The organism is Halalkalibacter wakoensis JCM 9140 (assembly GCF_000513095.1).
Taxonomy (GTDB): Bacteria; Bacillota; Bacilli; order Bacillales; family Bacillaceae_D; genus Halalkalibacter; species Halalkalibacter wakoensis.
This window is the reverse complement of the sequence record NZ_BAUT01000045.1, coordinates 23,616-31,138: the sequence shown is the minus strand read 5'-3', so window position 1 is coordinate 31,138 and position 7,523 is coordinate 23,616. Positions and strand designations below refer to the sequence as shown.

General features: G+C 35.5%; 8 protein-coding genes. All 8 read left to right on the top strand.

All coding sequences use genetic code 11. The annotated features are described in order from the left end of the window. Positions 1–869: TRAP transporter substrate-binding protein (locus JCM9140_RS15300; protein ID WP_034748369.1), on the top strand; the 869-nt coding region annotated here is incomplete at its 5' end. A 73-nt stretch (positions 870–942) separates the two neighbouring features. After that, the gene (locus JCM9140_RS15295) at positions 943–1,422 is read left to right on the top strand and encodes a TRAP transporter small permease (RefSeq protein ID WP_034748351.1); all 480 of its coding nucleotides are present in this window, start codon (positions 943–945) and stop codon (positions 1,420–1,422) included. Next, positions 1,422–2,708: a TRAP transporter large permease gene (locus tag JCM9140_RS15290; RefSeq protein WP_034748348.1), complete on the top strand. Its 1,287-nt coding sequence runs from the start codon at positions 1,422–1,424 to the stop codon at positions 2,706–2,708. The genes JCM9140_RS15295 and JCM9140_RS15290 overlap by 1 nt, the downstream gene beginning before the upstream one ends. A 30-nt stretch (positions 2,709–2,738) precedes the next feature. Continuing rightward, complete coding sequence (locus JCM9140_RS15285; protein WP_052002305.1) at positions 2,739–3,017, top strand: cupin domain-containing protein; 279 nt, start codon at positions 2,739–2,741, stop codon at positions 3,015–3,017. Positions 3,018–3,057: 40 nt separating this feature from the next. Then, on the top strand, positions 3,058–3,756 hold the full coding sequence (gene rpiA, locus JCM9140_RS15280; protein WP_369384436.1) for a ribose-5-phosphate isomerase RpiA: 699 nt from the start codon (positions 3,058–3,060) through the stop codon (positions 3,754–3,756). 11 nt (positions 3,757–3,767) lie between these two features. Further along, complete coding sequence (locus tag JCM9140_RS15275) at positions 3,768–4,403, top strand: bifunctional 4-hydroxy-2-oxoglutarate aldolase/2-dehydro-3-deoxy-phosphogluconate aldolase (protein ID WP_034748342.1); 636 nt, start codon at positions 3,768–3,770, stop codon at positions 4,401–4,403. Positions 4,404–4,802: 399 nt separating this feature from the next. Then, entirely contained in the window at positions 4,803–5,921 is a 1,119-nt protein-coding gene (locus JCM9140_RS15270; RefSeq protein WP_034748339.1) for a CdaR family transcriptional regulator, read from the top strand. 372 nt (positions 5,922–6,293) lie between these two features. Next, positions 6,294–7,451, top strand: coding sequence for a glycerate kinase family protein (locus JCM9140_RS15265; RefSeq protein ID WP_034748336.1), 1,158 nt, complete (start codon positions 6,294–6,296; stop codon positions 7,449–7,451). Positions 7,452–7,523: the final 72 nt, after the last annotated feature.

Sequence of the window (7,523 nt, the reverse complement as noted above, 5' to 3'; positions counted from 1 at the left end):
CTGGTTTATTGAAGTTTCAAGAAGTAGCAGAAAGTGAATCAGATGGTGCCATTGAAGTAGAGGTTCATGCGGGGACTTTAGGTACGGAGGAATCAGAGTTAGTTGAAAGACTTAAGTTAGGTGGTGCAGATGTTGTCCTCGTATCGCCAGGATTTATGACTTCTGCTGGAATTGATGAAGTAGATTTATTCGCACTTCCATATCTATTTGATAGTTATGAGCACTGGGAAAGTGTCGTTGACGGAGAAGTAGGGGAAGAACTAGCAAGCATCATTAATGAGAAATCAAATAACGATTTTAAAGTTCTTGGCTACTGGACTGCTGGTGTAAGACACTATTATGGGAAGAAGCCGCTTGAGTCCATTGATGACTTAAAGGGAATGACGATTCGTACACAAACTTCAGGTGTAGTAGCAAATTATTGGCAGCAAGTCGGCGCGATCCCTACTTCAGTAGCATGGGGTGAATTGTATCAAGCATTGCAACAAAATGTTGTAGATTCAGCTGAGAATGCGTATCCGTACTATATTCAACAAAATCATCATAGAACACCAAACGGAAAATATACAACGGAAACAGGACATGACTACACGACTCGATTATTACTAATTAGTGGAGATAAATTTGATTCATTAACAGAGGATCAGAAGGAAATCATTCTCGCAGCTGCGGATGCTTCTGTTCAAGCAGAACGCGAAGCTTTATATGCGCAAGAAGAAGAGTATAAAGAACTTGCTCTTGAAGAAGGTGCTGAAATTAATGAAATCGATCGTGCACCATTTATTGAGATTGCAGCACCATTAAATGAAGAAGCAGCTCAAAACATGGGTATTGAAGAATTACTACAGAAAATTAACGACTTAAAATAATTAATAAATGAGGGGAAGGGTATAGGACACATACGTCCTTCCCCTTTACTTTCTAAAATAAGAAGGTGAGAGCATGTTTATTAAACGACTAGAAAAAATTCAATTAACACTAGGTGTAACCTTTTTAACGATATTCTTTATTGCTGTTATTATTCAGGTCATCACTAGATATTTTGGTGTATCAGTTATATGGACGGAAGAAGTAGCTAATTACTCTTTTATATGGGCTGTATTTATGGGAGCGGCTGTAATGGTCAATCGCAAAGATCACTTTAATTTTGATTTACTTGCGAAGAAGTTAAAGGGGAATGCCAAACACACTCTTCATATTGTCATCGATGGAATCTTATTGCTTTTCTGTGCGGCATTATTTTTCTATAGCTTAACAGCTTTAACCACTTTCTGGGACTATAAGTGGGTCTCATTACCTTCCATGAAAATGGGGTATGTATGGATTTCTTTACCAATTATGAGTATAACAATGGTGATTTATTTATTGTCACATATTGCAGGTACAGTGAAAAAAATAACAGCAGGGGAGGCGACTGAATAATGGGGTTCATCTTAATTGCACTTTTTCTAGTTTTGATGTTTATTGGCGTGCCTATTGCATTTGTTATTGGAATTGTCGCCTTGCTGGGGATCTTAAACATTCCCTATATTCCTGAAGTGTCTGTCCCTGTAAAAATGCTAAATGGTCTTGATTCATTTGTCTTATTAGCAGTACCTTTGTTCATTCTTGCAGCTAATTTAATGAATCATGGTCAAATTTCTCAAAAATTAATTAATTTCTCGCTTTCAATTGTTGGTCATATTCGTGGTGGTTTGGCACATGCCAACATTTTAGTGTCCATGATTTTTGCCGGTGTTTCAGGAGCATCTCAAGCGGACACTGCTGGAGTAGGTAAGATCCTCATTCCAAATATGAAAAAGCAAGGATACGATACCGAAACAGCGGTAAGTGTAACAGCAGCTTCTTCTACCATTGGAGTCATTATTCCTCCAAGTATTCCAATGATTATATTTGCTGGATTAACTAATGCATCAGTAGGAGCTTTGTTTCTTGCAGGCATTATACCGGGAGTTCTTGTGGGGCTCGGTATGATGATTTTAATTTACTTTTATTCAATTAAACGAGGTTATCCGAAATATGAGAGAACGTCGCTAAGTAAATTTTCTAAATTGTTAGTCGAAACATTACCAGCACTATTTACACCCATCATATTAATTGGTGGAATTGTAACCGGGTTCTTCACTGCGACAGAAGCAGCGGCATTTGCCTCTTTGTATACTTTGTTTGTAAGTATGTTTTTCTATAAAACAATTAAAATTAAGGATTTACCAAAGATATTAGTTGATACATTAACATTAAGTTCTTTATCTTTATTTGCTCTAGCAGCAGCAAGTGCATTAGGAGAACTAATGAGTTACTATAGAGTCTCTACTTGGGTACAGGATTTCTTTACAACTAATATTGATAGTAAGTTAGTATTCTTAATTATTATTATTATCTTTTTCTTGTTTATCGGAACATTTATGGATGCCATTCCAGCAATGATTTTATTTATTCCTGTGATTTTGCCAGTGGCACTCATGTATGAAATCAGTCCTGTTCTTTTAGGATTAATTACGATCATGACATTAGCAATTGGTCTTATTACTCCGCCGTATGGTTTATGTTTACTATTAGCTGCCAAAATAGGAGATCTCTCAATTGAAAAGTCATTTAAAGCGGTTATTCCTTTTATAGCAGTTATTCTTGTTGTACTTGGATTTGTAGCGTTTTTCCCAAATATTGCTTTCTATATTCCGAAATTATTTAATCCAACTCTGTTTTAGCTAAAGCTATTGTGAAAGGAACGTGTTGTAATGGTAGAAAGAGAAGTCTTAACGCATGAAGGGTCGTTAATGTTTGTAAAGGTTGCATTAAAAAAAGGTTTCTATGGAGATGTCGACCAACATGTTCATGAACAGGTTAGTTATATTAATAAAGGTTCAGTAGAATTTGAAGTAAATGGAATAACGTCAGTTCTTAAAGAAGGAGATGTACAATACATTCCTTCGAACGTTGAGCATCGTGTGAAGGTTTTAGAGGACTGTATAATTCTTGATGTATTTACCCCTATTAGAGAGGATTTAATAGAATAAAAAAAGAGGAGAGACTTTCTCTTCTTTTTTTTAGTAAGGAGTGGTTCGATTGACTGATCAAGTTGAGCTAAGAAAGAAACGTGCAGGTGAAAAAGCAGTTGAATTGATAGAGGATGGGATGACGATAGGTCTAGGTTCAGGATCTACTGTCTATTGGACGATTAAAAAAATTGGGGAATTAGTGAATAAGGGGATGAAGATTAAAGGAGTTCCTTCCTCGATTCGAACAGAAGGATGGGCTAACCAATTTGGTGTTCCCTTAACGGACTTCTCGCAAGTAACAGAACTTGACTTAGCCATTGATGGTGCAGATGAAGTTGATCCCTCTTTTAATTTAATAAAAGGTGGAGGAGGCTCTCTTGTTCGAGAAAAGATTGTCAATGCGGCTTCAAAGAAGCTCATTATCGTTGTTGATGAGTCGAAGGTAGTCAACAATCTCGGAGAATTCGGTGTACCAATAGAAGTCGTACCATTTGGTTGGGAAGTTACCGCGCAGCGCATGTTACAGATGGGCTGCCACAGCATTCAACTTCGTAAAAGAGAGAATGAGATATACTTGTCTAATAATGGCAATTATATTTTAGATTGTTATTTTGGATTAATTGAAGATGCTATGAATCTTCATTCTCAATTAAAGCAAATCGTGGGTGTGGTTGAAACGGGACTTTTTATTGGAATGACTGATCACGTGATTGTTGGCAAAGACAATGGCGTTCAAGTTTTAAGAAAAAATGAATGAAGGAGGAAAATATGACTTTATTACAAGAGATAAAAGATAGTGGCGTTGTCGCCATTATTAGAGGAGCAACTGTCGATAATATTGTTCCCATTTCAAGAGCTCTCCGTGACGGAGGGGTAAAAACATTGGAGATTACAGTTGAAACGCCCAGGGTACTTTCTCTTATTGAAAAGGTGTCTACGGAATTAACTGATGTGATTGTGGGGGCTGGTACTGTTTTAGATCCGGAAACGGCACGAGTGGCCATTTTGTCAGGAGCCAAATTTGTTTTCTCTCCGACGGTCAATTCAGAAACGATTCGGATGACAAAACGTTATGGCGTTGTTTGTATTTCTGGGGCATTAACACCAACGGAAATTTTAACTGCTTATGAGAGTGGATCTGATGTAATTAAAGTGTTCCCAGCTAATGTATTTGGACCGTCTTATCTAAAAGATGTTCACGGACCTCTTCCTCAAATTCCTCTTATGCCAACAGGAGGCATTAATGTCTCGAATCTCGCTGATTATATAAAAGCAGGAGCGGTGGCAGTAGGGTTAGGAAGTGCTCTTGTTAATACAAAATTAGAAATGAATGATGAAAATTTAGCGGAGTTAACGAGAAAATCAAAAGAGTTTATTCGTGCGGTGCAGATGGCAAGAGATTAGTATATTATAGTTTTTGGAAGCGCGGGGCCGGTACTCGTGCTTCTTTTGTTCGCCCAGCATGGGTGAACTCTAACGGGTGAAAGTCCCGAGTACGACCTGAAATATAGTTCCTGTCACTACTATCCGTATCTTGTCGATATTATCTCGACGACAAGATACGGGTAGTGACAGGCACTTTTACTAATTAAACGAAATGAAATTGCTCCTTAAAAAACTTTTTTAAAGATATCCTCTCTTGTGAAAACAGAATTTTAAAGGGATTTATTTTTGATTAGTAGAATAGTTGTTTATTAGATGTTAGCAGAATGAAAAGTCACCTCTTCAGTTCAACTGGCTGGAATTATAAATAATAAGGCTGTGATTACTAGGATCTTATTATACTTTCAAAGGAGGATTTCTGTGTATTTAAACAAGATGACAGCTGATAAAATTATACAAGAGATTAGCAGTGTAATAGACCATAATATAAATATTATTAATAATAATGGTTTTGTTATTGCAAGTACGGATGAACAAAGAGTTAATAATTTTCATGAAGCTGCTCAGCTAGTTATAAGGAATAATTATCATGAACTGATTGTAGAGTACGACGAGCAGTATAAAGGATGTATGACGGGAGTGAATTTACCTATTTATTTCTCGAGCGAAATCATTGGAGTTGTTGGTATAACGGGGAATCCACAGGAAGTAGGGAAATACGCAAGAGTCATTAAAAAAATGACGGAAATGATAATGTATGAATATTTTAATCTCTGGCATCAAAATAATCAGGAACAAATAAAGCTTGTTTTTACGAAGGATTTAATAAATGGAAATTTTTCATCATCGCTATTTGAAATTGAGGAACGTTTGCATCAATATAATCTAGACGTTAAAGGGGTATATACGGTTGCGTTAATAAAATATGTTCAGATAGATGAAGTGAATAGAAATAATCAATTGAATAGTGCTAGACATAATATTTTAAAGCAATATATCTATGACAAAATAAGTTTTAGGCAATCTCTCATTTCCTACAGTGGCGATTTTTTTGTCATTATATCTAACTTAAACCAAGTTGAGTTAAATAAAGAAATTAATTACTTAAGTAAAAAAGTTAAAGAAATTCATCAAGTTTTATTGCAATGTTCAATTGGGAATACGTACGATACTTACGAGGATATATCAAAATCTTATAATGAAGCGCTAAGTGTTTCTTACTATTTAGAAAATAAGGAAGGTGTCTATCAATTTAGTGAAATTTCTCTATATGTAGCCTTGAGTAAAATACCTGAAAACTATAAGTTGACATTGAAAAGTCAAGTGTTTTCTAAATGTAATAGAAAAGAGTTGCAGGAATTTAACGATTTTATTAAAAGTTACTTCATGTGCAATGGTTCTTTAAATCTCCTGGCGAGTAAGTATTATATTCATAAGAATACTGTACAATATAAAATCCAAAAAATAAAAGATAAAACAGATTATGATTTGCGTATCTTTAAGGATATGTTTATTTTGTATTTGGCAAGTATCTTATAACATTTGATAATTTTGAGATGAATGAAGAACTTAACTTCATTGTTCTAGGTAATAAATAAAACCAACTACTTTTATTACGTATACCATATCATTAGAATAGTTTGATAATTATAATTATTAACAGATAGGGATGAAGCACAGCGATATGAATCATATCTAATCATGTAAGCGGTAACAGAGGGGTAAGTAGGTTTTCTAAGGTATTACACTAATTGTTTGGGGGAATAAGTTAAAACCCCAACATTTAGTACGAGTACCATATCATTAGAATAGTTCAAGAATTAAAATTATTGACGTATGGAGAAGCTGCTTACATTATAAGTTATATTTCATTATGTAAGCGGTAACAAAAAATAGAGTGAGGTTGATCATATGAAAGTAGTGATTGCAATTGATTCATTTAAAGGGTGTTGTACAACTTCAGAAGCAGCCGATGCCGTTGAAAGAGGGCTTCGCTATTACCGTGATGATATTCAAACTGTAAAAGTACCTATCGCAGATGGAGGAGAAGGCACCGTCGATACCCTTGTAAAAGCACTAAAAGGAAAATATATAGAAGTAGATGTTTTAGACCCATTAGGAAGAAAAATTAAAACTAAGTACGGTATTCTTCCAGGTAATATAGCTGTTATCGAAATGGCAGAAGCTTCAGGTCTAACTTTAATTTCAAGGGAAGAATATAACCCGCTGACTACAACAACTTATGGAACTGGTCAATTAATTAAAGATGCACTAGATAGAAAATGCAGTACTATCTATGTCGGTCTTGGTGGAAGCGCTACTAATGATGCAGGGGTTGGGATGGCTCAGGCATTAGGAGTTAGCTTCATGGATGGTAATAATCAAGAAATTGGTTTCGGTGGTGGAGAACTAAATAAGATAAATAGTATTGATACTACAAATTTAGATAATAGGCTGAAAGATACGGAAATTATTCTATTATCTGATGTAACAAATCCCTTATGTGGTCCGAATGGGGCTTCTGTTGTATATGGTCCTCAAAAAGGGGCAAATACGGCTACCATTAAATTACTTGATCGGAATTTAAGATTCTTCGGAGAGATGGTCAAACGACAATTTTCAATAGATGTATTTAAAATGCCTGGAAGTGGTGCTGCAGGAGGATTAGCTGCTGGATTCTTTATCTTTTGCAATGCCGAAAGTTACTCAGGAGTAGAAAGAATAATTGATCTAATTGACTTAGAAAGGCATCTTCCAAACGCAGACATCGTTATCACTGGTGAAGGAAGAATAGATTCTCAGACGGTAAACGGAAAGGTACCAGTTGGAGTGGCACGTAAGGCAAAAAAATATGGAATTCCAGTTATCGCAATAGTAGGGAGCATTGGTGAAGGAGCAGAGAGTGTGTATTCCCATGGAGTCGATGGAATTGTAGATATTGTCTCTGAACCTATTTCTCTAGAGAAAGCATTAGATGAAGGAATTTCTTTAATTGAAAAAACAACTGAGAGAACAATGAGAATTTGGGATATCGGAGCAAGGAAAGAATTTATAAAGAACTTTTATTAAATTGAAATTATTTCATTGAAGGGAGGGATATATAGGAACCTATAAAAAGTCAGATGAGTTCCAAAAGATTTG